Here is a 21,497-nt window from a genome sequence, read left to right on the forward strand (position 1 = left end):
GACGCGGTCACCCGGGAATGGTCGGGAAATGTGAGGCCGAAGAGGCAGGGCGTCGCGGCGGGGCCGCACGGCGCCGGCTCGACCGCCGGACGCCCCTTCGATCAACGGGTCCGACGGCCGCGGCTAAGCGCGCGAAGCAGGAGCGGAAGCGGGCGTTCGGCGCGCGCCTTCGCCAGCAGGGTTGCAAGAACCGTGCTCATGGCGAGAAGGAGGGCCGACGCAGTGATCATGACGGATAAGGTAATCGAAACGGCGCCGAACGCAAGGACCGTTACGGGAAAACACGCATACACGCCTTGATGGCATCCCTGTCTCCGATAGGCTATCCGACGGGCATTGCGACAAGCGCCCATCTATCGACCCGAAGCCTGAAAAGCGCGATCCGCGATGCCATGCTCGCGACACCATCCTCCCTCGCCCACCCGCGATGACCCGCCATCGTCTCGCAATACGAAGTCGACGGGTGCGAAGCTGCTTCTCGCGGTCGCGGCCCTCCTCGCCCCGACGAAAGCCTTCGCCCTGGCGATCCTCGCCATCTATGTGCCGGCGGATGGCGCGCCGGAAGCGATCAACCGGAATTGCCCGCGATCCGGCTGCCTCGTCCATCTGACGCATCTGAGCCTGTCCGTCTCCTATACCGACAGGCTGCGGATCAGGGTGGTGCCCGGCGAAGGGCGGTGCGCCTTCGCCGATGGCCTGCTCTGGCGCCTCTACTTCCGCGATGAGACCGCGATCGAGGAGAGCCTGTCGCCGATCCCCGTCGATGGCGAGGCGCCGGCCGCGCAAGCACCCTGCGGCACGCTCTATCTGAAGCCCCTCAACGGCTACGTCCCATGACGATGCCGTCGAGGACCGAGCCGGACCGGAAGACGCGCTCCGCGCGGCCGTTCTTCACACCACCGGCACGCCCGTCTGCTTGATCTCCTTTTCCGGCTCGACATGGATCTGGACGGTGGCGTCCTCGAACTCCGTCTCGAGCGCCGCCTCGATGCGGTCGCAGATGTCGTGGGCGTCGCCGACGGACATCAGTTCCGGCACCACCATGTGGAACTCGATGAAGGTGGCGCGGCCGGCGAGCCGGGTCTTCAGGTCGTGGACCTCGATCGCCCCTTCGGCATGCGAGGAGATGATCGCCTTCGCCTTCTCCTCGTCGGCGGGGTCCATCGCCTGGTCCATCAGGCCCGAGAGGGAGGAGACGACGACCTTCCAGCCCTCGCGCAGGATGTTCAGCGCGACGAGCGCGGCGAGCAGCGGATCGAGCCAGAGCCAGCCGACCGCCGTCGCGACGCCGAGGCCGGCGACGACGCCGACCGAGGTGACGACATCCGCCATGAGATGGCGCCCGTCCGCGTCGAAGGCGGGCGAGCGCCTCTCGCGGCCGAGGCGGATGAGATAGAGCGCCCAGACGAGATTGATCAGCGTCGCGACGCTGTTGACCGCGATGCCGGCGAGCGGCGCCTCGAGCGAGCGCGGCGCCTGGAAGGCCCCCCAGGCCTCCCGCAGGATGAGGAGCGCGGCGACGACGATGAGGACGCCCTCGACGACGGCCGAGAAATATTCCGCCTTGTGATGGCCGAAGGGATGGTCCTTGTCGGCCGGGCGGTGGCTGACCTCCAGGGCCCAGAAGGCGACGGCCGCCGCGACGACGTTCACCACCGATTCCAGCGCGTCGGAATAGAGCGCGGCCGAGCCCGTCAGCGCATAGGCGACGTATTTGATGCCGAGCACGAGGATCGCGATGGCGATCGACAGGCCGGCGACACGCCTCGTCGTGCGGATGGCTTCCTGCGGCATGAAAGGCCCCTCAAACGGCAAGCGGCGCATCCCCGTGCGCCGCTTGCTTCCCGAAACAGGTTTTTCCGGCGAAGTCGAGCCCCGCCGTACAACCGGCGGCTATGCCGCCTTCACCGCCGCCCGGCGCGGCAGATGCGCGACGATGTTCTCGATCATCCGCATGCCCGCCTCGCCGCCGAGGCTCATGATGCTCTCGGGATGGAACTGCACGGCCGCCACCGGCTCCGAGCGATGCTCGAAGGCCATCACCACGCCGTCCTCGGTTTCGGCCGTCACCTCGAACTCCTTCGGCAGGCGCACCGGGTCGGCGAAGATCGAGTGATAGCGCCCGACCGTCACCTCCTGCGGCAGGCCGGAGAAGATGATTCCCGGCTTCTCGACGCGGATGCGCGAGGGCTTACCATGCACCGGCATGTGCAGCGTGCGCAGCGTGCCGCCATAGGCCTCGGCGAGCGCCTGGAGGCCGAGGCAGACGCCGAAGATCGGTAGGCCCCGCTGGCGCGAGGCCTGGATCGTGCCCTTGCAGTCGAAATCGGCCGGATTGCCCGGCCCCGGCGAGAGCACGACGAGATCGGGCGCGACGCGGTCGAAGATCTCGGCCGGCACCGGGGTGCGCACCGTCGTCACCTCGGCGCCGGTCTGGCGGAAGTAGTTGGCGAGCGTGTGGACGAAGGAATCCTCGTGGTCGACGAGAAGGATCTTCAGCCCGGTGCCGACCTTGGCCGTCTCGCGCTCGGCGGCGGCCGAGTTCGAGGCACCCGCCTCGCGGATGGCGGCGAGCATGGCGGAGGCCTTGAGCTCGGTCTCGGCCTCCTCCTCCTCCGGATTGGAATCGTAGAGGAGCGTCGCGCCGGCCCGCACTTCCGCGATGCCGTCCTTCAGGCGGATGGTGCGCAGCGTCAGGCCGGTGTTCAGGTCGCCGTTGAAATGGATCATGCCGACGGCGCCGCCATACCAGGCGCGCGGGCTCTTCTCGTTCTTCTCGATGAAGCGCATGGCCCAGAGCTTCGGCGCGCCGGTCACCGTCACCGCCCAGGCATGCGAGAGGAAGGCGTCGAAGGCGTCCATGCCCTCGCGCAGCCTGCCCTCGATATGGTCGACCGTGTGGATGAGGCGCGAATACATCTCGATCTGCCGCCGGCCGATGACACGCACCGAGCCCGGCTCGCAGACGCGGCTCTTGTCGTTGCGGTCGACATCCGAGCACATGGTCAACTCGGACTCGTCCTTCTTCGAGTTGAGCAGCTTCAGGATCTGCTCGGAATCGGCGATGGCGTCGCTGCCGCGCTTGATCGTGCCAGAGATCGGGCAGGTCTCGACCCGCCGCCCGTTGACGCGCACGAACATTTCCGGCGAGGCGCCGATGAGGAACTCGTTCTCCCCCAGATTGATGAAGAAGGAATAGGGCGAGGGATTAATGCCCTTCAGCCGGCGCGAGATCGCCGAGGGCGGATTCTCGGTCCGCTCGAAGAAGGTCTGGCCGGGAACGACCTCGAAGAGGTCGCCGCGCATGAACTTCTCCTTGGCACGCTTGACGAGCTCGGCATATTCGCCCGGCTTGTGATCGCCGCGCGGCGGGATGCGGTCCGTCGGGCGGAAGGGCGCGTCCGCGCCGCCGCCGGGAAGGCCCTCGGTGGAGCGGCCGTCCTTCGCGAAGGTATAGCGCTCCTTGTAGGCCCGCACCGAATGGTGGTCGACCATCAGGATCTCGTCGGGCAGGTAGAGCACCAGATCGCGCCGGTCGGCGGGCCGCGCCAGGCTCTCCTCCACCCGGTCGAACTGGAAGGCGAGATCGTAGCCGAAGGCGCCGTAGAGGCCGAGCGCGGCATCCTCGCCGGAGCGGAACAGCGCGACGATGCGGCGGAGCACCGAGAAGACGGTCGGCATGCGCGAGCGCTCCTCCTCCGTGAAGGCGCGCGAGGGCTCGGCGACCGTCAGATCGATGCGCTCTTCGCTGGCGGTCTGCGACGCGATGTCGGGATCGTCCTTCAACACTTCGGCGACGAAGCCGACGAGCACGCGCCCGCGCGGGTTCAGCGCCTCGATCCGCATCGCGCGGCCGGAGGAAGTGACCATCAGCGGCGGATCGACGATCGCCGTATCCCAGCGCGTATAGCGGCCCGGATATTCGTAGTTCGAGGAGAAGACCGCGCCGCGCCGCGTGTCCAGCGCCGCCACATAGGGCTCGATCGCCCCGGCATAGTCGACATAGTCGCGATGCCGGGTGACGGCGACGCCGCCTTCGGTGACATAGGTCTCGGCCCGATCCGCCATGCTGCCTTCGAGGCTCATGTCCGTCATCTCCTCATTGCGCCCGGACCGAACGGAGACCAAGAAAAAAGGCCGCCGGATGGATGCCGGGCGACCTTATCGTTTCGTCAAAGCGCGAACGAACGTGGCCGCCTTACGGGGCCCACCACCAACGGTTCGAAAGCGAGGCGTTCGTCATGCCGGGAACGCTAGCGCATATGGCGGGCGAGAGCAATGGACCGGCAAGCGCGCGGCTGCGGCCGAGGCGGGCCAAAGATCGTCGGCAGAGTTCATGCCACCTTAACCAGGACAACGCAGGCTTGTTCTCGGGCTGGACGCGCCCATCGACGGAGGCGCGCGAAGCCGCTGCTGCCGGCCTCGCTTCCGGCTCCACGACCTCGCTCACGATCAGGCGTTTCGCGGCGCCCGGGACCTCGCCATGCGCATTCGAACCAGCTTCTGCGTCTTTTCCGGCATCACGGGTCTCGCCGTCGCGCTCGCCTTCGGCGTGACGCTCGTCACCCTGGAGAAGCTGCGGATCGGCAGCCGGCTCTACGAAGAGGTCATCGAAAGCAAGGACATCGTCGCCGACGTGCTGCCGCCGCCGCTCTATCTCGTCGAGTCCTATCTGACCGTCGCGCTCGCCGCGACCGAGGAAATGCCGGCCGCCGCCGCCAAGGCGCGGCTCGCCCGCCTGCACCGGGAATTCAACGAGCGCCTGACGCATTGGCTGGCGACGCCGCTGCCGGCCGACCTGAAGCAGCTGATCACCGTCGATTCGCGCGACCAGGCCGACCAGTTCTGGACGGTGATCGAGGAACGCTTCTTGCCGGCTTTGGCGAAGAACGACCATCTCGCCATGACCCTCGCCTATCACGAGGCCGGCCGCAGCTACCTGCTGCACCGCGCCGCCGTGGATAAGATCGTGACGACGGCCAAGCAGCGCAGCCGGGACATCGAGGCGGCGGCGGCGCGCGGCAAGGTGATCGGCCTCACCGTGCAGGCCTTGGCGATCGGCGCCGTCCTCGCGGTGCTCGGCATCGGCATCCTCCTGGTCCTGCGCCGCGTCGTCGCGCCGCTCGCGGAAATGACGGCGGCGATGCGCCGGCTGTCGAGCGGCGACATGAACGTCACCGTCACGCATCTCGGCCGCGACGACGAGATCGGCGAGCTCGCCACGGCGCTCGACATCTTCAAGACGGCCGAGGGCGAACGGCGCGGCTTGCAGCAGGGCGCCATCGAGGCCGAGCGGCAGTCTCGGCAGGAAACCGTCGCGGCGGCGGAGCGCGGCGCGATCGAGGTCCGCCGCGTGCTGATCGCGCAGTTGCAGCCCGCCTTCCAGCGCCTCGCCGCCGGCGATCTCGAAGTGCGCCTCGACGATTCGATCGGGATCGAGTTTCGCGAGGTCGGCACGCTCTTCAACGACAGCGTCGCGGCGCTGGAGACGGCGATGCGGACGCTGGTCGAGACCGTCGTCCTCATCCGCGAGGACCTGCGGGAGATCGAGTGCGCGACGGGCGAACTCTCGCAGCGGACCGAGCAGCAGGCCGCCTCGCTGGAAGAGACAGCGGCGGCGCTGAAGGAAGTGGCCGATTCCGTCAACGACACGGCCCGCAATGCCGGCCATGCGCGCGAGGTGGTGACCGGCGCGCAGGCGAGCGCCGAGCATAGCGGCGCCATCGCCGCCCGCGCGGTGGCGGCGATGGACGAGATCGAGCGTTCCTCGGCCGAGATCGGCAAGATCATCGGCCTCATCGACGAGATCGCCTTCCAGACGAACCTTTTGGCCCTGAACGCGGGCGTCGAAGCCGCCAGAGCCGGCGAGGCGGGGCGCGGCTTCGCGGTGGTGGCGCAGGAAGTGCGCGGTCTCGCCCAGCGCTCGGCGGAAGCGGCCAAGGACATCAAGGACCTCATCGCGCGCTCGGGCGAGCAGGTCGGGCGCGGCGTCGAGCTCGTCACCGCCTCCGGCGAGTCCCTTCAGGAGATCGTGCGGCGCTTCTCCGAGACCGGCGAACTGGTGATGCGCATCGCGGCGAGCGCCCGCCAGCAGGCGATCTCCGTCAACGAGGTCTCAACCGCCGCCGACCAGATGGACGTGACCACCCAGCAGAACGCCGCGATGGTCGGCCAGACTACGGCCGCCGCGCAGAAGCTGATGCGTGAGGTGCAGACGCTCGCCGATCTCGCCCAGCGCTTCCGGGTCGGCGGTGTCGCCGCCCCCCGGACGGCGCGCCCGGCGCCCGTCGCGCGCCTCGTCGCGACGGGCCGGGGCGGTGCCGCGCCGAAGCGTCAGGCCGAGGCCGCCGCCGACTGGCGCGAGTTCTGACCGGTCAGAACAGGCCTTCGATGCGCCCTTCCCCGTCGAGGCGGATGCGCTCGGCGGCCGGGCGGCGCGGCAGTCCGGGCATGGTGAGGACCTCGCCGCAAAGCGCGACGACGAAGCCGGCGCCGGCCGAGAGCCGCACCTCCCGCACATGGACGCCGAAGCCCTCCGGCGCGCCGAGCAGCGCCGGGTCGGCCGAGAAGGAATAGGGCGTCTTCGCCATGCAGACCGGCAGACGGCGATAGCCGCGCGCCTCGAAATCGGCGAGCTGGCCGATGACGCCGCGCTCCACCGTCACCGCCGCGCCGCGATAGATGCGCTTCACCACGGTTTCGATCTTCTCGATCAGCGGCAGTTCGTCGGCATAGAGCGGCTGGAAGCGGGCCGTGCCGCCATCGGCCAGCGCCGCCACCTTCGTCGCGAGCTCCGTCGCCCCCGCCGAGCCTTCCGCCCAATGGCGGCAGAGAACGGCCTCCGCCCCCTGCACGGCGGCGAAATCCTGGAGCGCCGCGATCTCGGCCGGCGTATCGGTGCCGAAATGGTTGATCGCGACGATCACCGGCACGCCGAAGGCGCGGACGTTCTCGATATGACGGCCGAGATTGACGGCCCCTCGCCGCACCGCCGCGACGTCCTCGGCGGCGAGATCCTCCTTGGCCACGCCGCCATTCATCTTGGCCGAGCGCACCGTCGCGACGATGACGCAGGCGGCCGGTTTCAGCCCGGCCTGCCGGCACTTGATGTCGAAGAACTTCTCGGCGCCGAGATCGGCGCCGAAACCGGCCTCCGTCACCACATAGTCGGCGAGCTTCAGCGCGGCGCGCGTCGCGATCACCGAATTGCAGCCATGGGCGATATTGGCGAAGGGCCCGCCATGGACGAGCGCCGGATTGTTCTCGATCGTCTGGACGAGATTGGGCAGCATCGCGTCCTTCAGCAGGACGGCCATGGCGCCGGTCGCCCCGATGTCGCGGGCGAAGACCGGCGTGCGGTCGGTGCGATAGGCAACGACGATCTCGCCGAGCCGCGTTTCGAGATCGTCGAGATCGCGGGCGAGGCAGAGGATGGCCATCACTTCGGAGGCGACGGTGATGTCGAAGCCCGCCTCGCGCGGATAGCCGTTGGCCGGCCCGCCGAGCGCGGTGACGATGTCGCGCAGCGCCCGGTCGTTCATGTCGAGGACGCGCCGCCAGACGATGCGGCGCGTGTCGATCCGGGCGGCGTTGCCCCAATAGACGTGGTTGTCGATCATCGCCGCGAGGAGATTGTGCGCGGCGGTGATGGCGTGGAAATCGCCGGTGAAATGGAGGTTGATGTCCTCCATCGGCACGACCTGCGCCCGGCCGCCGCCCGTCGCGCCGCCCTTCTGGCCGAAGCAGGGGCCGAGCGAGGGTTCGCGCAGGCAGATGGCGGCGCGCTTGCCGATCCGCACCAGCGCGTCGCCGAGACCGACGGTCGTCGTCGACTTGCCCTCCCCCGCCGGCGTCGGATTGACGGCGGTGACGAGGATCAGCCGGCCGTCGGGCCGATCCTTCAGCCCGGCGAGAAAGGCGCCGTCGATCTTCGCCTTGTCGCGGCCATAGGGAATGACGGCCTCCGCCGGAATGCCGAGCCGCTCCGCGACCTCGGCGATCGGCCGCTTCGTCGCGGCGCGCGCGATCTCGATATCCGACTTCGGTTCCGCCATGGCCTGCCCTTCTTCAGCGTCGATCGAAGAGTTGGAGATCGATCGAATCGGCCATGGCCTTATAGCCCGCATCGTTCGGATGGAGATGGTCGCCTTCGTCGAAATCCGCCTTCATTCGCGCCGGGTTCGCCGGGTCGCGCAAGGTGGCGTCGAAGTCCAGCACCGCGTCGTAGGCGCCGCCTTTACGGATCCACTCGTTCACCGCCTGCCGCTTCGCCTCGCCTTCCGGCGTGAAATAGCCGGGAAAGACGGTGCCCTCGAACGGCGTCAGCGTCGCGCCATAGACCTTCAGGCCATGCGCCTTCGCCCGGGCGATGAGCTGCTTGTGGCCGGCGATGATCTCGTCGGCCGTCACCGTCTGCTCGGCGAGGCCGGCCTGCGTCGAATGGCCGATATCGTTGATGCCCTCCATCACGATCAGCCAGCGCGCGCCCGGCTGGGCGAGGACGTCGCGGTCGAAGCGGGCGAGCGCGCTCGGGCCGAACATGTCCTCCGGCCGGTCGTGCAGCACGCGGTTGCCGCTGATGCCGGCATTGACGACGCCGAGCGCCCCGCCGCTGGCGGCGAGCCGTTCCGCCAGCCGGTCGGGCCAGCGGCGCGCGGCATCGACCGTCGAATGATAGCCGTCGGTGATCGAGTCGCCGAAGGCGACGATCGCCGGCGGCGCATTGTCGTTCGCGACCTCGACGCCGGAAAGGTAGAAGCGCTGGAGCGAGGTCTTGGCGTCGGGCAGCGTGGTCTCGCCGACCTTGTCGCCCTGGACGAGATAGGCGGTGTCGACGCCGTCCGGATGGACGACGGACGGCCCGGTGGCGCGCGGCACGAAGATCGAGACGGCCAGCCGCGACAGCGGTTCGGCGGCAAGATCCACGGGGTCGGACAGCATCGGCGCGCCCGGCGGCACGGTGGCGCTCGTCGCGCCGCCGAAGGTCAACGGCCGGACCGAGCCGGCGTCGATCGACGCCGGCGCGTTGCCGGGCCGGCCGATGCCGGCGGCGCCGATGACGAGCGGCGTCGTGCCGGTCTCGTTGGTGAAGCGGATGCGGATGCGGCTGCCGCCGGCCGACAGGCGCAGATATTGGCGGATGGTCGAGCCGCCGATCTCCTGGCCGACGGGGAAGACGGGGCTCGCGCCCCAGCTCGCCGTCCATCGCGGCGCCTCCTGCGCCCCGCCCGGCACCGCCAGGGCGAGAACCATCCATGCGGCCAGAGCCGCCTTGCCGAACGCCGCCATCTTTCCCTCCCAAGGTGTAGCGCTTCGTTCGGGCTCAGCTAGGCCAAGGAACGGCGACGGCAATTTGCTCGGGAACGGGGCGGCCCGGAAGGAGAGAGCGCCCAGCCAAAGCGACCTGTCACCCGGCCGAGCGGATCGTCACCGGAATGCCGCGCGCCAGGGAGTTGGAGACCATGCATGTTTGCCGGGCGTGGGCGACGAGGATCTCGGGATCGGAGCCGTCCGAGGTCTCGCAGGCGACCGTCATCGTGGCCGCCGTCGCGAGCAGCGGCTCGCCGCCGAGTTCGACGGTCACGGAGACGGCGATCCGGCCGAGGCCGACGCCCGCCGCATGGGCGGTGTAGCGCAGGTCGTTGCAGAAGCAGCCGCCGATGGCGAGGGCGAGAAGCTGGGCGCCGTTGAAGCCCAACCCCTGGCCGCCGGCCCTGCCCTCCGGCCGATCCACCACGATCGTATGCCCGCCCGCCCAGCCGAGCGCGGCTTCGGTGCCCGCGACGTTGCGCAATTCGACTGTCGTCGCGACCATGACTGAACTCCCTCGGTTCGGCGGCATGGCGGACGCCGGAGCGATCCCGCATCCATGCGGCTCGGCATCGGAAATAGGCGAAAGCCCGGAGGGGAGGACTCCGGGCTTTCGTCTTCATGCCACGCTCGATCGGCCTCGGCGGTTGGGAGAAGACCGCCACGCCTTGATCGCTCGCACAACCGCCCCAACCCTCTAAGGTTCCGCCGATGGGAGGAGGCTCGGCGGAACATGGCTTGGGCGGCCACGCAAGATGACGATAATTCCTTCATCTTTTCCGAAGCTTGCCAGATCGAATCAGCGGCTGTCCATCGCGATCAGGCTGGCATTGCCGCCGGCTGCCGCCGTGTTGGTCGAGACGACCTGCTCGCGCGCGAAGCGGGCGAGGTAGTTCGGGCCGCCGGCCTTCGGCCCGGTGCCGGAAAGTGCCGAGCCGCCGAAGGGTTGCGAGCCGACCACCGCGCCGATCATGTTGCGGTTGACGTAGATGTTGCCGACCGTCAGCCGCTCGGTGACGAAGCGGATGGTCTCGTCGATGCGGCTATGGACGCCGAGCGTCAGCCCGTAGCCCGTCGCCTCGACGGCGGCGCAGACCTTGTCGAGTTCGCCCGCCTTCCATCGCACGACATGCAGCACCGGGCCGAAGACCTCGCGCTCGAGCGAGGCGGCGCGGTCGAGCTCCACGATGGTCGGCGCGACCCAATGGCCGGCCTGCGGCAGCCCGTCCGGCAGGCGCCCCTCGAAGCGCACGCGCTGCGTCGCGCGCATCTTGGCGACGTGACGCTCCAGCATCGCCTTCTGCTCGGCGTCGATGACGGGGCCGACATCGCTGGCGAGGTCGCGCGGGTCGCCGATCAGGAGTTCGGCGGCGGCGCCCGCGACCATCGCCAGCATGCGGTCGGCGACATCCTCCTGCACGAAGAGAAGGCGCAGCGCCGAGCAGCGCTGGCCGGCGGAGCGGAAGGCGGAGGTGACGACATCGTCCGCCACCTGTTCCGGCAGCGCCGTCGCATCGACGATCAGCGCGTTGATGCCGCCGGTCTCGGCGATCAGCGGCGCGATCGGCGCGTTGCGCGCGGCGAGCGCGCGGTTGATGGCGAAGGCGGTCTCGGTGGAACCGGTGAAGGCGACGAGCGCAGTCGCCGGATGGGCGACGAGCGCGGCGCCGGTCGCGCCGTCGCCGGGCGCGAGGAACAGGCTGTCGGCCGGAAATCCCGCCTCCTTCAGGAGATCGACGGCCAGGGCCGCGATCAGCGGCGTCTGCTCGGCGGGCTTAGCGATCACGACATTGCCGGCGGCGAGCGCCGCCGCGACCTGGCCGACGAAGATCGCCAGCGGAAAGTTCCAGGGCGAGATGGCGAGGGCGACGCCGCGCGAGCGATAGCGCAGCCGGTTCTCCTCCCCGGTCGGCCCCGGCAGGCGCGCCGGGTCGGCGAAGAGCCGCTCGGCCTCGTCGGCATAGAAGCGGCAGAAATCCACCGCCTCGCGGATCTCGGCGAGACCGTCCTCCACGGTCTTGCCGCCTTCCAGCGCCAGCAGGGCCATCAGCGGTCCGCGCCGCTCCTCCATCAGCGCCGCCGCCCGCCGCAACGCCGCCGCGCGGGCGCGCGCCGGCATCGCCTCGGCGGCCGGAACGTGGCGGCGCGCCGCCTCCACCAGCGCCGCCGCGCCCTCGGCGGTGAGGTGATGGCTCTCGCCGATCACCGCGCCGTCGATCGGCGAGCGGATCGGCGCGATCTCGGCGGGAAGATCCGGCAGCGCGCATCTCGCCTGGAGGCCGGCCAGCTTGGCGCGGCCGCGCTCGGCGAGGAAGGCGGAAAGCGACTGGCGCTCGCCGAACTCGACGCCTTGCGAATTCGGCCGCTCGCCGAAGATCGCGTCGGGCATCGCGATGCGGGGATGCCCGGCGGGCCCGGCGCGCATCACGTCGCGCGGCCGTTCCAGCAGTTCTTCGATCGGCACGTCGCTGTCGCCGACCTTGGCGACGAAGGAGGAATTCGCGCCGTTCTCCAGGAGGCGGCGCACCAGATAGGCGAGAAGGTCGCGATAGCCGCCGACCGGCGCATAGATGCGGCAGGCCACCTTGTCGCCGACGCGCGCCCTCACCGCCTCGTAGAGCGCCTCGCCCATGCCGTGGAGGCGCTGGAACTCGAAGCCGGCGATATCGCCTTCGGCCATTTCGAGAATGGTCGCGACGGTCAGGGCGTTATGGGTGGCGAATTGCGGATAGAGCCGGACGCGCCGGTCGAGCAGCGCCTTGGCGCAGACGAGATAGGAGAGATCCGTCGCGGGCTTGCGCGTATAGACCGGATAGCCGGCAAGGCCGCGCTCCTGCGCGTGCTTGATCTCGGAATCCCAATAGGCGCCTTTCACGAGACGCACCATCATGCGGATGCCGGCATCCGCCGCCAGGCCCTCGATATGCTCGATCACGGCGATCGCCCGCTTCTGATAGGCCTGGATGGCGAGGCCGAAGCCGTCCCAGCCCTTGAAGTCGCAGGCGCGCACCACGGCGTCGATGACGTCGAGCGACAGTTCCAGGCGCTCGGCCTCCTCGGCATCGATGGTGAAGTTCAGTTGATAGCTCTGGGCGCGCCGCGCGAGATCGGCGACGAGCGGCACCAGTTCCGCCAGCACGCGCTCGCGATGGGCGGGGCTGTAGCGGGGATAGAGCGCCGAAAGCTTCACCGAGATGCCCGGCCGGTCGGGCAGCGCCTTATTGCCGGCCTTGCGGCCGATCGCCTCGATGGCGCTCGCATAGGATTCGAAATAGCGTCGCGCGTCCTCCGCCGTCCGGGCGCCCTCGCCCAGCATGTCGTAGGAATGGCGATAGCCCTTCTTCTCGAAGGCGCGGGCCCGGTCGAGCGCGTCGCCGATCGTCTCGCCGAGCACGAAATGCCGGCCGAGAAAGCGCATGGCCTGGCGCGTCGCGGTGCGCACCGCCGGGGCGCCGAGCCGCTTCACCAGCGAGGAGACGACGCCGCCCGGCGTCTCGCCCGGGCGGATGATGCGGGCCGAGATACCGAGCGCCCAGGCCGAGGCGGCGGTCAGCATGCGGTCCTCGTCGCCCTCGCGCGTGTCCCAGTCGCCGGCGCCGATCTTGTCCTCGATCAGCCGGTCCTGCGTTTCGGGATCGGGCACGCGCAGCAGCGCCTCGGCCAGCACCATCAGCGCCAGACCCTCGCGGGTGGAGAGGCCGAATTCGCGCAGGAAATCCTCGACGCCGCCGATGCCGCCCGTCTTGCCGCGAATCTCCTGGATGAGGGCGCGGGCCGCGCGATCGACCGCCGCCTCGTCGTGCCGCCAGCGATTGGACTCGGCGAGAAGCGCCGAGACGGCGGCGTCGTCTCGGGGCGCGAAAGGAGCGGCGAAGGCGGCGACGGGCATGGAACGATCCGCGATGGAAGGGTCGGCCCAAGCTATAGCAGGCCTGCCCGGCGGCATTCTCGCCATTCTCGCGCCAGAAGGCCGTGACTTTCGCGGTCGAAGAGGCGATCTTCGGCGGTGATGACGGAGCTCGACGCCAAAGACCGCAGGATCCTCACCCTTCTCCAGGGCGACGGGCGCCTGACGAATCTCGAACTCGCCGAGAAGGTGCATCTCTCGCCCACGGCCACCGCCGAGCGGGTGAAGCGGCTGACGCGCGACGGCTTCATCCTCGGCTACATGGCGCGGCTCTCGCCGGAAAGGCTCGATCGCGGCATGATCGTCTTCGTCGAGGTGCGGCTCGACCGCACCGCCGACGACGTCTTCGCCGCCTTCGCCGCCGCGGCGCGCGCCAGCCCCGACATCACCGAATGCCATATGGTGGCCGGCGGCTTCGACTATCTCATCAAGGCGCGGGTGCGCGACATGGCGGCCTATCGCGCCTTCCTCTCCGACACGCTGCTGGCCCTACCCGGCGTGCGCGAGACCCATACCTACGCGGTGATGGAGGAGATCAAGAACACCTCCGCCATCGCCCTGTCCTGATAACGGAAATGCGTCGCCGGAGGTCGCAGGCGCGCCCTTGCCAGCGGCCTGGGGCTTGGCGATAGTCGAGCCTCGATCAGCGGCATCGGTCCGCGTTTCATGACGTTCGAGGAGACCGGCCCCATGCGCATCCTTCTGAAGCTCGCGCTAGCCGCGCTCGTCCTCGCCGGCTCCTCGCTCGCGGCGCGGGCGGCCGAGCCCGATTCCTGCAAGACGGTGCGCCTCTCGGATGTCGGCTGGACGGACATCACGGCGACGACCGCCATCGCCTCCACCCTCCTGAAGGGCCTCGGCTACGAGCCGGACGTGAAGGTCCTGTCGGTGCCCGTCACCTTCGCCTCCTTGAAGAACAAGGATATCGACGTCTTTCTCGGCACCTGGCTGCCCTCGATGGAAGCCGATGTGAAGCCCTATCTCGCCGACGGCACGGTGGAGGACATCAAGACCAATCTGACCGGCGCGAAATATACGCTCGCCGTGCCGAAATATCTCTATGACGAGGGCCTGAAGTCCTTCGCCGACATCGCCAAGTTCTCCGACAAGCTCAGCGGCAAGATCTACGGCATCGAGCCCGGCAACGACGGCAACCGCCTCGTGCTCGGCATGATCGAGAAGAACAGCTTCGGCCTCGGCAAGTTCGAGCTGGTGGAAAGCTCCGAACAGGGCATGCTGTCGCAGGTCTCGCGGGCGACGAAGTCGCAGAAGCCGATCGTCTTCCTCGGCTGGGCGCCGCATCCGATGAACAAGAATTTCGAGCTCGCCTATCTCGCCGGCGGCGACGATGTCTTCGGCCCGAACTATGGCGGCGCCGAGGTGCACACCGCCGTGCGCAAGGGCTATGCGCAGGAATGCCCGAATGTCGGCAAGCTCATCGGCAATCTCGCCTTCGATGTCGATATCGAGAGCGAGGTGATGGGCAAGATCCTCGACGACGGCAAGGACGGCCCGGCGGCGGCGGCCGAATGGCTGAAGGCCCATCCCGATCGGGTGAAAACCTGGCTTTCGGGCGTCACCACCTTCGACGGAAAGGACGGCGCCGCCGCCGTCGCCAGCGCGCTCGGTGCGTCCTGATCGGCGCAAGCGGCTGACATCGAAGGCGAATTAAGCCCGTGGAGTGGATCGAAGCGCATCGCCTGCCGGTCGGCCCTTATGCGCAAGGGCTCGTCGACTGGCTGACCGGCAATCTGTCCGGGCTGTTCGACGCCGTGCAGCGCGGCCTCGAAGCCTTCATCGGAGCGATCCTCTTCGTTCTCCAGGCGCCGCATGCCTTCGTGGTGATCGGCGCCTTCGCCCTCGTCTCCTTTCTCAGCCGCCGCTCGCCGGGCCTCGTGCTTCTGACGGTCGGCGGGCTGCTGCTCATCGTCAATCTCGGCTTCTGGAAGGACACGACCGAGACCCTGGCGCTGGTGATCGCCTCCACCGCCGTCTCGATGCTGATCGGCGTGCCGGTCGGCATCGCGGCGGCGCGCCGGCCTTGGCTCTACAAGGCGCTGCGGCCGGTCCTCGACCTGATGCAGACCATCCCGACCTTCGTCTATCTCATCCCGGCGCTGATCCTGTTCGGCCTCGGCATGGTGCCGGGTCTCGTCGCGACGGTGATCTTCGCCCTGCCCGCCCCGATCCGCCTGACGCGGCTCGGCATCGCCTCGACGCCGGGCCAGCTCGTGGAGGCGGGCGACGCCTTCGGCGCGACGCCGTTGCAGCGCCTCTTCAAGGTGGAGATCCCCTATGCCCTGCCGCAGATTCTCGCCGGCCTGACGCAGACCATCATGCTGTCGCTGTCCATGGTGGTGATCGCGGCGCTGGTCGGCGCGCCGGGCCTCGGCGTGCCGGTGCTGCGCGCGCTCAATTCGATCAATGTCGGCAAGGGCTTCGAGGCGGGCCTCGCGATCGTCCTCCTCGCGATCATTCTCGACCGCCTGTTTCCCGGCGAAGAGGCGGGGCGCGCATGAGTTCCGCCGCCCCGCCCGTCGTCTCCTTCCAGAACGTCTCGATCGTCTTCGGCAAGAAGGCGAAGGAGGCCCTGCCGCTGATCGACCGGGGCGCGACGCGGGCCGCGATCCGCGAGGCGACCGGCACCATGCTCGGCGTCGCCGATGCCTCGCTCGACATCTTTCCGGGCGAGATCGCGGTGCTGATGGGCCTGTCCGGCTCCGGCAAGTCGACGCTGATCCGCGCCGTCAACGGGCTGGCGCCGATCACGCGCGGCCGGGTCGTCGTCGATACCGGACGGGGAGCCGCCGATCCGCGCGCCTGCGGCACGGCGCGGCTGCGCGAATTGCGCCGCCACGAGGTGGCGATGGTGTTCCAGCAATTCGCCCTCCTGCCCTGGCGCACGGTCGCCGACAATGTCGGCTTCGGGCTGGAACTCGCGGGCATGAAGCGCGAGGCGCGGCGCGCGGCGGTGATGCGCCAGCTTGACCTCGTCGGCCTCGCCGACTGGGCGGAGGCGCGGGTCGGCGAACTGTCCGGCGGCATGCAGCAGCGCGTCGGCCTCGCCCGCGCCTTCGCCACCGATGCACCGATCCTCCTGATGGACGAGCCCTTCTCCGCCCTCGACCCGCTGATCCGGGCCCGGCTGCAGGACGAGCTGCTCGAACTCCAGGCGCGGCTGAAGAAGACGATCCTCTTCGTCAGCCACGATCTCGACGAGGCCTTCAAGCTCGGCAACCGGATCGCCATCATGGAGGGCGGCCGCATCGTCCAGGCCGGCACCGCCCAGGACATCGTGCTGCGCCCGGCCAACGACTATGTGGCGGATTTCGTCGCCCACATGAACCCGCTCGGCGTGCTGACCGCCGGGGACGCGATGACGCCGCTGGAGGCCGTCCGCCACGACGCGGCGCGGATCGCCGGCACGGCGACGCTCGACACGCCGCTGCGCCGGGTGCTGGCCGCCGTCGCCGGCGAGCGCGGCGAGGTCATCGTCTCCGAACAGGGCCGCATTCTCGGGCGCATCGGCCCGCAGGAGATCGTCGACGCCCTGGCCCGCCAGCAGAAGAGCGCCCGCGAATAGGCGGGCCGGCTCGAAGCGTCACGCCGATCTTGCCGAAACTCGCTTGTGGCGTCTCTCCCGTCCCCGGAGATGAGGGCGTTCCGTCCGCGATCGAGGCACCGCAAGCGCGATCAAGAGGGGCGCACCCGAATCGGCGAGGATCGGGCATGGACAAGACGCCGACACGCACCGTCGCCCTGATGATCGCCTGGATCGAGACGCATCTCGACGAAGGCCTGACGCTGGAGGTGATCGCCGCCAGGGCCGGCTATTCGCCGTTCCACTTCTCGCGCCTGTTCCTGGCCGAGACGCGGCGCAGCGTGATGGCGCATGTTCGGGCGCGGCGGCTCCTGAAGGGCGCGCGGCGTCTCTTGTCCGAGCCCGGGCTAACGCTGCTCGACCTCGCCTTCGATTGCGGGTTCGAGTCGCAGGAAGCCTTCACCCGCGCCTTCCGGCGCCTGTTCGGCACCACGCCCGCCCGGTTTCGCGCCGGCTTCGCCGTGGACCCCATCGAAGGACAATATCCGATGTCGACCCCTACCGCCGTCGAAACCGCCGTCCGCCGTCTTCCCGATCTCGTCCCCCTCCCGAGCTTCACCCTCGCCGGCCCGGCCCGGCGCTTCGACGAGGGCAACAAGGCGGAAATCCCGCAGCTCTGGTCGCGGCTCGTCGGCGCCCTGCCCTTCGAGGGTCAGGCGGAAAGCTGGGCGAGCTATGGCACCGTCTCGGCCGTCGACCGCGCCGAGGGCAGCTTCCGCTATCTTGCCGGCGTCGAGATCCGGCCGGGCGCCGAGCCGCCGGCGGGCTTCGAGACGCTGACCCTGCCCGCCGCCGCCTATGTCGTGTTCCGCATCACGCTCGACGGCGGCCCGGTCCATCTCCAGATCAAGGCGGCGATGCGCGAGATCTGGGGCGAGCTGATCCCGGACTCCGGCCTGGACCTTGCCGGAAGCCCGGATTTCGAACGCTATGACGGCCGCATCCCGCTCAGCGAGCCGGGCGCGACCCTCGACTTCTACGTGCCCGTGCGCGCCTGAGCCGTCTTGGCCGCCATCCGGCGGCGGATGCTGTCGGCATCGGCGCGCGGCGTCGCGGCGAAGAGCGTCCGCGTATAGGGATGCTGCGGATCGGCGAAGATCCGCTCCTTCGACGCCTGCTCGACCGCTTCGCCGTAATACATCACCATCACCTCGTCGGCGATGAAGCGCACGACCGAAAGGTCGTGGCTGATGAAGACATAGGTGAGGTCGAACTCGTCCTGGAGATCGGCGAGAAGGTTGAGGATCTGCGCCTGGACCGACAGGTCGAGCGCCGAGACCGGCTCGTCCAGCACCAGGATCGAGGGGTTCAGCATCAGCGCCCGCGCGATGGCGATGCGCTGGCGCTGGCCGCCCGAGAACATATGCGGATAGCGGTTGTAATGTTCGGGCTGGAGGCCGACCTTGGTCAGCATCGCCATGGCGAGGTCGCGCCGCTCGGCGGCCGGCTTGTCGGTGTTGAGCGCCAGCGGCTCGGTGAGGACGCTGCCGATCTTCTGGCGCGGATTGAGCGAGCCATAGGGATTCTGGAAGACGATCTGCACCTTGCGCCGGAGGTCGCGCGACGGGCGGCCGGCGGCGATGTCGACCGGGCTGCCCTCGATCCGAAGCTCGCCCGAGGTCTGCGGATCGATCAGCGTCAGGATGCGGGCAAGGGTCGACTTGCCGCAGCCGCTTTCGCCGACGATCGCCAGCGTCTTGCCCTTCTCCACCGCGAAGCTCACCCCCTTCACGGCCTGGACGGTGCGCGTCTTGCCGAGAAGGCCGCGCTTGACGAGATAGTCGCGCCGGATGTCCCGCGCCTCGATCACCGGCGCGCTCATCGGGCGATCCCCGCCAGTTCGTCCGCCGAGACGAGTTCGGCGACGGTCGGCAGCCGGTCGCCGGTGGCGTTTTCCGGCAGAGCGGCGAGCAGCGCGCGGGTATAGGCCTGTTTCGGCGCGGTGAAGAGCGTGAGCACGTCGGCCTCCTCCACCTTGCGGCCCTTGTATTGCACGACGACGCGATCGGCCGTTTCGGCGACGACGCCCATGTCATGGGTGATCATGATGAGGGCCATGCCCTGGTCGGCCTGGAGCTTCATGAGAAGGTCGAGGATCTGCTTCTGGATGGTGACGTCGAGCGCGGTGGTCGGCTCGTCGGCGATGAGGAGCTTCGGGTGGCAGGCGATGGCCATCGCGATCATCACGCGCTGGCACTGGCCGCCGGACATCTGATGCGGATAGCTGTTCAGGCGTTCGGCCGGATCGGGAATGCCGACGGCCGTCAGCAGCTCCACCACCCGGTCGCGCCGCTGGCGGCGGCCGAGATCGAGATGCTCGCGCAGCACCTCCTCCAGCTGGTAGCCGACGGTGAAGCAGGGATTGAGGCTGGCATTCGGCTCCTGGAAGATCATGGCGATGTCGCGGCCGATGATCTCGCGCCGCTTCTGCGGCGACAGGCGCAGAAGGTCCTGGCCGCCGAAGCGCATCTCGTCGGCCGTGACCGTGGCATTGGCGGCGAGCAGCCCCATGACTGCCAGCATGCCGACCGACTTGCCGGAGCCGGACTCGCCGACGATCGCCAGCACCTCGCCGGCATCGACGGAGAGATCGATGCCGTCCACCGCCTTGAACGGACCGGTCGAGGTGGCGAAGCTGACGGTGAGATTGCGGACGGAGAGAAGAGGCATCGGCTCAGCTCCGCTTCAGCTTGGGATCGAGCGCGTCGCGCAACCCGTCGCCGACGAGATTGATCGCGAGGACGGTAACGAGGATCGCGAGGCCCGGAAAGGTGACGACCCACCAGGCGCGCAGCACGAATTCGCGCGCCTCGGCCAGCATCGTGCCCCATTCGGCCGTCGGCGGCTGGGCGCCCATGCCGAGAAAGCCGAGGGCGGCCGCTTCGAGGATGGCGTTCGAGAAGGACAGCGTGCCCTGGACGATGAGAGGGCCGAGGCAGTTCGGCAGGATGGTGACCAGCATCAGCCGCACCGGCCCCGCCCCCACGACGCGCGCGGCGGTGACATATTCGCGGTTCTTCTCGGCCAGGACGGCGGCGCGCGTCAGGCGCACGAAATGCGGCTGAAGCACGAGCGCGATGGCGATCATCGCATTGCCGAGTCCAGGGCCGAGGATCGCGACGAGGACGAGCGCGAGCAGGAGGGACGGAAAGGCGAGGATCACGTCCATGATGCGCATGATCATCGTATCCACCCAGCCGCCGACATAGCCGGCGAGAAGGCCGAGCACGATGCCGGTGGAGACGGCGAGCGACACCACGACGACGCCGACGAAGAGCGAGTAGCGCGAGCCGTAGATGAGACGCGACAGGAGATCGCGGCCCACCGCGTCCGTGCCGAGAAGATAGGCGGCGCGGCCGCCCTCTTGCCAGAAGGGCGGCAGAAGCAGCGCGCCGCGATCCTGGATCGCCGGATCGTGCGGCGCGATCACGGGGGCGAGCAGCGCGACGAGAATGATCGCCGCGAAGACGACGAGGCCGATCACCGCCCCCTTGTTGACCGAGAAATAGTACCAGAACTCGGCGAGCTGCTGGCGGCGCATGGAGCGTTGCGGCAGGCGGCTCGGAATGTCGGTGCCGATGCCCTCGGCGGCCTTGCCGGCGTCGATCTGGCTCATCGTGTGCGCACTCGCGGATTGATCGTGCCGTAGAGAAGGTCGACGGCGAGATTCACGGCCATGACGATGACCGCCACCATCAGGAGGCCGCCCTGGACGACGGGGTAGTCGCGCTTGAACACCGAATCGACCATCCACTTGCCGATGCCCGGCCAGGAGAAGATCGTCTCGGTGAGGATGGCGCCGGCCATCAGCACGCCGATCTGGAGACCGATCGTGGTGATCACTGGAATCAGCGCGTTGCGCAGCGCATGGATGGCGACGACGCGGAAGCGCGACAGGCCCTTCGCCCGGGCCGTGCGCACATAGTCCTCGCCGAGCACTTCCAGCATGGCCGAGCGCGTCTGGCGGGCGATGACGGCGAGCGGGATCGTGCCGAGCACCACAGCCGGCAGGATGAGATGGCTGAAGGCCGAGGCGAAGGCCCCCTTCTGTCCCGACAGGAGACTGTCGATCAGCATGAAGCCGGTGATCGGCTTGAAGAAGAAGAGCAGCGAGATGCGGCCCGAGACCGGCGTCCATTGCAGGATGCCGGAAAAGAGGATGATGAGGAGAAGCCCCCACCAGAAGATCGGCATGGAATAGCCGACCAGCGCCGTGCCCATGATCGACTGGTCGAGCCAGGAGCCGCGCTTCACGGCGGCGAAGACGCCGGCCGGAATGCCGATCACGACGGCGAAGAGGATGGCGACGAGCGAGAGTTCCAGGGTCGCCGGGAAGAGATTGCCGAATTCCTTGATCACCGGCTGCTTGGTGACGATGGACTGGCCGAGATCGCCCTGAAGCACATGCCAGAGATAGAGAAAATACTGCTCGATCAGCGGCTTGTCGAAGCCGAGCGAGACGCGCAGCGCCTCGTAGCGCTCCGGGGTCAGGCCGCGTTCGCCGGCCAGCGCGATGATCGGATCGCCCGGCAGCAGGCGGATGAAGAAGAAGGAGATGAGCGTGACGCCGAAGAAGGTCGGTATCAGCAGCCCGATCCGCTTGAGAACGAATGAAAGCATGGCAAAAACTTCTGGGCCAAAAAGCCACGGGCGCCGCAGGACGAGATCCGTCCGGCGGCG

General features: G+C 68.8%; 17 protein-coding genes. 7 read left to right on the top strand and 10 right to left on the bottom strand.

The window, feature by feature from the left end:
* The first annotated feature begins 387 nt into the window (after window positions 1-387).
* Window positions 388-837, top strand: a complete 450-nt coding sequence (locus IEY14_RS21560; protein ID WP_188912215.1) for a hypothetical protein — start codon at window positions 388-390, stop codon at window positions 835-837.
* A gap of 54 nt (window positions 838-891) precedes the next feature.
* On the opposite strand, the gene IEY14_RS21565 is transcribed toward IEY14_RS21560, so the two are convergent.
* Window positions 892-1,794, bottom strand: a complete 903-nt coding sequence (locus IEY14_RS21565; RefSeq protein WP_188912216.1) for a cation diffusion facilitator family transporter — start codon at window positions 1,792-1,794, stop codon at window positions 892-894.
* A gap of 99 nt (window positions 1,795-1,893) precedes the next feature.
* The gene (locus IEY14_RS21570; RefSeq protein WP_373289025.1) at window positions 1,894-4,095 is read right to left on the bottom strand and encodes an anthranilate synthase; all 2,202 of its coding nucleotides are present in this window, start codon (window positions 4,093-4,095) and stop codon (window positions 1,894-1,896) included.
* A 388-nt stretch (window positions 4,096-4,483) separates the two neighbouring features.
* Here IEY14_RS21570 and IEY14_RS21575 point away from each other — a divergent pair, with 388 nt between their 5' ends.
* Window positions 4,484-6,370 (top strand): methyl-accepting chemotaxis protein, encoded by a 1,887-nt coding sequence (locus IEY14_RS21575; protein ID WP_188912220.1) that lies wholly within the window; start codon window positions 4,484-4,486, stop codon window positions 6,368-6,370.
* A 4-nt stretch (window positions 6,371-6,374) separates the two neighbouring features.
* Here the strand turns inward: IEY14_RS21575 and IEY14_RS21580 are convergent, their stop codons facing one another.
* The 4 genes from IEY14_RS21580 to putA all read right to left on the bottom strand — a co-directional run bounded on the left by IEY14_RS21580 (window position 6,375) and on the right by putA (window position 13,198).
* The gene (locus tag IEY14_RS21580) at window positions 6,375-8,054 is read right to left on the bottom strand and encodes a formate--tetrahydrofolate ligase (protein ID WP_188912223.1); all 1,680 of its coding nucleotides are present in this window, start codon (window positions 8,052-8,054) and stop codon (window positions 6,375-6,377) included.
* A gap of 13 nt (window positions 8,055-8,067) precedes the next feature.
* A complete protein-coding gene (locus tag IEY14_RS21585) occupies window positions 8,068-9,288 on the bottom strand; it encodes an SGNH/GDSL hydrolase family protein (protein WP_188912224.1) in 1,221 nt (406 codons plus the stop codon).
* Window positions 9,289-9,406: 118 nt separating this feature from the next.
* Window positions 9,407-9,814: an OsmC family protein gene (locus IEY14_RS21590; RefSeq protein WP_188912226.1), complete on the bottom strand. Its 408-nt coding sequence runs from the start codon at window positions 9,812-9,814 to the stop codon at window positions 9,407-9,409.
* 294 nt (window positions 9,815-10,108) lie between these two features.
* A complete protein-coding gene (gene putA, locus IEY14_RS21595; protein ID WP_188912228.1) occupies window positions 10,109-13,198 on the bottom strand; it encodes a bifunctional proline dehydrogenase/L-glutamate gamma-semialdehyde dehydrogenase PutA in 3,090 nt (1,029 codons plus the stop codon).
* Window positions 13,199-13,318: 120 nt separating this feature from the next.
* On the opposite strand from putA, the gene IEY14_RS21600 reads away from it, so the two are divergent.
* The 5 genes from IEY14_RS21600 (at window position 13,319) to IEY14_RS21620 (ending at window position 17,815) form a co-directional block, all read left to right on the top strand.
* The gene (locus tag IEY14_RS21600) at window positions 13,319-13,783 is read left to right on the top strand and encodes an Lrp/AsnC ligand binding domain-containing protein (protein ID WP_188912229.1); all 465 of its coding nucleotides are present in this window, start codon (window positions 13,319-13,321) and stop codon (window positions 13,781-13,783) included.
* Between the two features lie 123 nt (window positions 13,784-13,906).
* Window positions 13,907-14,854 carry a choline ABC transporter substrate-binding protein gene (locus IEY14_RS21605; RefSeq protein WP_188912230.1) on the top strand — a complete coding sequence of 316 codons (948 nt, stop codon included), beginning with the start codon at window positions 13,907-13,909 and terminating at the stop codon, window positions 14,852-14,854.
* A gap of 29 nt (window positions 14,855-14,883) precedes the next feature.
* Window positions 14,884-15,735, top strand: a complete 852-nt coding sequence (gene choW, locus IEY14_RS21610) for a choline ABC transporter permease subunit (protein ID WP_308422069.1) — start codon at window positions 14,884-14,886, stop codon at window positions 15,733-15,735.
* A complete protein-coding gene (choV, locus tag IEY14_RS21615) occupies window positions 15,732-16,799 on the top strand; it encodes a choline ABC transporter ATP-binding protein (RefSeq protein WP_188912232.1) in 1,068 nt (355 codons plus the stop codon). Before choW ends, choV begins: the two co-directional genes overlap by 4 nt.
* A 146-nt stretch (window positions 16,800-16,945) precedes the next feature.
* On the top strand, window positions 16,946-17,815 hold the full coding sequence (locus IEY14_RS21620; RefSeq protein WP_188912233.1) for an AraC family transcriptional regulator: 870 nt from the start codon (window positions 16,946-16,948) through the stop codon (window positions 17,813-17,815).
* Here the strand turns inward: IEY14_RS21620 and IEY14_RS21625 are convergent.
* From IEY14_RS21625 to IEY14_RS21640, 4 genes are all read right to left on the bottom strand, one after another.
* Entirely contained in the window at window positions 17,794-18,639 is an 846-nt protein-coding gene (locus IEY14_RS21625; protein ID WP_188912234.1) for a dipeptide ABC transporter ATP-binding protein, read from the bottom strand. The genes IEY14_RS21620 and IEY14_RS21625 overlap by 22 nt on opposite strands.
* The gene (locus IEY14_RS21630) at window positions 18,636-19,487 is read right to left on the bottom strand and encodes an ABC transporter ATP-binding protein (RefSeq protein ID WP_188912235.1); all 852 of its coding nucleotides are present in this window, start codon (window positions 19,485-19,487) and stop codon (window positions 18,636-18,638) included. The genes IEY14_RS21625 and IEY14_RS21630 overlap by 4 nt, the downstream gene beginning before the upstream one ends.
* A gap of 4 nt (window positions 19,488-19,491) precedes the next feature.
* The gene (locus IEY14_RS21635) at window positions 19,492-20,358 is read right to left on the bottom strand and encodes an ABC transporter permease subunit (protein ID WP_244639628.1); all 867 of its coding nucleotides are present in this window, start codon (window positions 20,356-20,358) and stop codon (window positions 19,492-19,494) included.
* 71 nt (window positions 20,359-20,429) lie between these two features.
* Window positions 20,430-21,437 (bottom strand): ABC transporter permease subunit, encoded by a 1,008-nt coding sequence (locus IEY14_RS21640; protein WP_188912239.1) that lies wholly within the window; start codon window positions 21,435-21,437, stop codon window positions 20,430-20,432.
* Window positions 21,438-21,497: the final 60 nt, after the last annotated feature.

It is taken from the genome of Aureimonas endophytica (assembly GCF_014642635.1).
GTDB lineage: Bacteria > Pseudomonadota > Alphaproteobacteria > Rhizobiales > Rhizobiaceae > Plantimonas > Plantimonas endophytica.

Excerpts from the sequence above, each read along its gene's own strand:
- IEY14_RS21560 (WP_188912215.1), top strand. The coding sequence starts at position 388 with ATGCCATGCTCGCGACACCATCCTCCCTCGCCCACCCGCGATGACCCG.
- IEY14_RS21565 (WP_188912216.1), bottom strand. The coding sequence starts at position 1,794 with ATGCCGCAGGAAGCCATCCGCACGACGAGGCGTGTCGCCGGCCTGTCG.
- IEY14_RS21570 (WP_373289025.1), bottom strand. The coding sequence starts at position 4,095 with ATGACGGACATGAGCCTCGAAGGCAGCATGGCGGATCGGGCCGAGACC.
- IEY14_RS21575 (WP_188912220.1), top strand. The coding sequence starts at position 4,484 with ATGCGCATTCGAACCAGCTTCTGCGTCTTTTCCGGCATCACGGGTCTC.
- IEY14_RS21580 (WP_188912223.1), bottom strand. The coding sequence starts at position 8,054 with ATGGCGGAACCGAAGTCGGATATCGAGATCGCGCGCGCCGCGACGAAG.
- IEY14_RS21585 (WP_188912224.1), bottom strand. The coding sequence starts at position 9,288 with ATGGCGGCGTTCGGCAAGGCGGCTCTGGCCGCATGGATGGTTCTCGCC.
- IEY14_RS21590 (WP_188912226.1), bottom strand. The coding sequence starts at position 9,814 with ATGGTCGCGACGACAGTCGAATTGCGCAACGTCGCGGGCACCGAAGCC.
- putA (WP_188912228.1), bottom strand. The coding sequence starts at position 13,198 with ATGCCCGTCGCCGCCTTCGCCGCTCCTTTCGCGCCCCGAGACGACGCC.
- IEY14_RS21600 (WP_188912229.1), top strand. The coding sequence starts at position 13,319 with ATGACGGAGCTCGACGCCAAAGACCGCAGGATCCTCACCCTTCTCCAG.
- IEY14_RS21605 (WP_188912230.1), top strand. The coding sequence starts at position 13,907 with ATGCGCATCCTTCTGAAGCTCGCGCTAGCCGCGCTCGTCCTCGCCGGC.
- choV (WP_188912232.1), top strand. The coding sequence starts at position 15,732 with ATGAGTTCCGCCGCCCCGCCCGTCGTCTCCTTCCAGAACGTCTCGATC.
- IEY14_RS21620 (WP_188912233.1), top strand. The coding sequence starts at position 16,946 with ATGGACAAGACGCCGACACGCACCGTCGCCCTGATGATCGCCTGGATC.
- IEY14_RS21625 (WP_188912234.1), bottom strand. The coding sequence starts at position 18,639 with ATGAGCGCGCCGGTGATCGAGGCGCGGGACATCCGGCGCGACTATCTC.
- IEY14_RS21630 (WP_188912235.1), bottom strand. The coding sequence starts at position 19,487 with ATGCCTCTTCTCTCCGTCCGCAATCTCACCGTCAGCTTCGCCACCTCG.
- IEY14_RS21635 (WP_244639628.1), bottom strand. The coding sequence starts at position 20,358 with ATGCGCCGCCAGCAGCTCGCCGAGTTCTGGTACTATTTCTCGGTCAAC.
- IEY14_RS21640 (WP_188912239.1), bottom strand. The coding sequence starts at position 21,437 with ATGCTTTCATTCGTTCTCAAGCGGATCGGGCTGCTGATACCGACCTTC.